Consider the following 2,724-nt stretch of genomic DNA (forward strand, 5'->3'; position numbering starts at 1 on the left):
ATAAGGAGCGGACGATGATTATCGAAGCGATGTTGATTGGCATTCTGTGTTATCTCGGCGCCCTCAGCAGCCCCTGGCTGTTGGGACTGACGGGCGGCTGGTATTTAATCACCCGACCGCTGATTTCCGGCACGTTGGTCGGGATTATTCTCGGTGACATGAAAACCGGGATCATGATTGGCGTTGCGGTTCAGGCAGTATATATCGCGATGGTCACGCCCGGCGGCTCAATGCCTGCCGATCTCAACTTTGTGGCTTACCCGGCCATTGCATTGGGGATCCTCTCAGGCAAAGGCCCGGAGGTCGCGGTCGCCTTAGCCGCTACCATCGGGATTGCCGGGACCATCTTATTTAATGCGATGATGGTACTGAACTCTTTCTGGAACCATCGTGCCGATGCGGCACTGGATCGGGGCGATGAGCGGGGAATTTATCTGAACAGCGCCATCTGGCCTCAGGTGACAAACTTTATCCTGCGTTTTGTGCCCACCTTTATTGCGGTTTACTTTGGCGCACAGTACATCAGCGGTTTTATGGACAGCCTGCCGAAGATGGTGTTGTCGACGATGAACGTACTGGGCGGCATTCTGCCCGCCGTCGGGATTGCAATTCTGCTCAAGCAGATCATCAAAAATTACACCATGTTGATCTACTTCCTCGTCGGTTTCGTCTGCATCGTCTTTTTAAAACTCAACATGGTCGCGCTGGTGATCGTCGGTTCACTGTTGGCGCTGATCCACTATAACTACAAGCCGGAACCGCCGCAGGCTGCAAACGCGACGTCGGTTACCCGCGATGATGAGGATGAATTCTGATGGAAGAACGTACGCTGACCCGTAAAGATCTTCGCCGCTGCTGGCGGGCCTGGATGATGCATAACTTATCGTCGATGAGTTTTGAACGTCTGGAATCTTTTGGATTTTGTCTGAGCATGTTGCCGGTGGCGAAAAAGCTCTATCCCGATGCCGCACAACGAACCGAAATGTTGCGTCGACACGCCTCGTTCTACAATACCGAACCCCAGATTGGCGCCATTGTGAATGGAATGGCGCTGGGGCTGGAAGAGAAAAAAGCGAACGGGGAGCCGATCGATGGAGAGACGATCAACACCCTTAAGGTGGGTTTAATGGGTCCCATTGCCGGGATCGGTGATTCCATGATCCCTGGGATGTTGATCCCCATTCTGCTCAGTATCGGCATGGCGCTGGCGGCAGGCGGCAATATCCTCGGTCCCTTGTTTTATACCGTCGCCTGGCTTGCGATCATCATTCCCGGCTCATGGTTCTTGTTTCTGAAAGGCTACAAAATGGGCTCCGGCTCGGTAGAAATACTGGTGAGCAGCAAGTCCACTCGTCTGCGCGAAGCCTTATCGCTGTTAGGCGTTTTCGTTATGGGGGGCGTCGCAGCCAGCTACGTGAAGCTTGGAACCGGGATGGAGTTTATTACCAAAGATGGTGTGAATATCCATGTTCAGCAGATGCTGGATGGCATTTTCCCGCAATTGCTGCCGCTGGTCGTCGTTCTCGGTACCTGGTATCTGATGGCAAAACGCGGTGTCTCACCGGTAAAAGCGATGGTTTTACTGCTGATACTGGCCGCGCTTGGCGTCGCAACAGGTCTGTTTGCAGGTTAATAGCGAAAAGACGGAACTACCGGGGCAATGCCCCGGTTTTTCATGGATGGAAGTTCTGCCACAGCCCTGCGCATTTATCCGGGCGAGAGATAAACTGAAAGCGCCCCGGGTCGGATATAAATTGCTGATAGATTGGCGCTGAAGTCAGTGAAAACTCCGTATACTGACGAGGCGTGACGGCCTGCAATCGCCCGGCAATATAGCGCGGGTTGTGCTGCCAGATGACGTGGTCACCCTGTAGTAACGGATACCACGCCAGCCCTTTATGCGCCCGCACAGCCTCATATTCAAAACCATATTCCCGATCGCACCACGCGCCAAAGGTTAACGGCTCATTCGGATCGGCGGATATCGTCGCATGTCCCCAACCTGGCGGCACCAGCACTTTTTCACCGGGTCCTGCGATCACCGCAAAGCAGCGACCAGGATCGTCCCCAACATATTCCTGCATGTAGATGATCGCTTTCCCCTGCCAGATCTCATACAACTCTGGCGGAGACCACCCGCTGTGCTGACTCACACGATGCACATGTCCCTGACTACGAATCGGTTCTTCACCCAACCGACCCGCGGCATAGGTCACCACACCGAACAACAGCATGCGTTTTTTTAGCTCCTCGCGATCCTGCAGGCGCGCCACGTCCATCGCGATAGCGTATACCTCTTCCGGTCCCTCACACTGCGGATCACGCAGCGAAGCACGAATCTGATCGAGTCGGCGAATTTCCGGCATAGGCCCGGTCACGTCATCCCCATAACTGAACCCAAGCGGATGACGATGTACGGTCATATCCAGACCATAAAGAGAGGCAGAGTCAACCATTCTGCACCTCCCTTACCAGAATCTGCTGGTTTTCCTCAAAGACCCTGAGGGTGAACCCCTTCGCCAGCGCCGCATAATCATGTCCGGCGATAGCAGGCCAGACAGCAAGCGCGGAGAGCACCTCATTTCCGGTGTTGATTAAGCGGTGTGCGGTAAAACCTGGGATGATATGAATGGATCCGGCGAAAACGTTTTCCAGTCGCGCCTGCCCGTGCTCATTTTGCAGCGGCAAAAGTCCCTTTCCGCGCAGGCCAAAATAGACTTCGCC

The 2,724-nt window shown here is 54.4% G+C and carries 4 protein-coding genes; 2 read left to right on the top strand and 2 right to left on the bottom strand.

The features are described from left to right. The first annotated feature begins 14 nt into the window (after positions 1-14). Both AB7E14_RS22540 and AB7E14_RS22545 read left to right on the top strand, forming a co-directional pair. The gene (locus AB7E14_RS22540; RefSeq protein ID WP_044328228.1) at positions 15-815 is read left to right on the top strand and encodes a PTS mannose/fructose/sorbose/N-acetylgalactosamine transporter subunit IIC; all 801 of its coding nucleotides are present in this window, start codon (positions 15-17) and stop codon (positions 813-815) included. Next, positions 815-1,633, top strand: a complete 819-nt coding sequence (locus AB7E14_RS22545; RefSeq protein ID WP_042997996.1) for a PTS system mannose/fructose/sorbose family transporter subunit IID — start codon at positions 815-817, stop codon at positions 1,631-1,633. Before AB7E14_RS22540 ends, AB7E14_RS22545 begins: the two co-directional genes overlap by 1 nt. A gap of 40 nt (positions 1,634-1,673) precedes the next feature. Here the strand turns inward: AB7E14_RS22545 and AB7E14_RS22550 are convergent, their stop codons facing one another. Beyond that, positions 1,674-2,456: a glucose-6-phosphate isomerase family protein gene (locus tag AB7E14_RS22550; protein ID WP_042997997.1), complete on the bottom strand. Its 783-nt coding sequence runs from the start codon at positions 2,454-2,456 to the stop codon at positions 1,674-1,676. Next, on the bottom strand, positions 2,449-2,724 hold a 276-nt coding region (locus AB7E14_RS22555; RefSeq protein ID WP_428169993.1), incomplete at its 5' end, for a glucose-6-phosphate isomerase family protein. The genes AB7E14_RS22550 and AB7E14_RS22555, both read right to left, overlap by 8 nt.

Source organism: Citrobacter sp. (assembly GCF_050252275.1).
GTDB classification, from domain to species: domain Bacteria; phylum Pseudomonadota; class Gammaproteobacteria; order Enterobacterales; family Enterobacteriaceae; genus Citrobacter_A; species Citrobacter_A amalonaticus.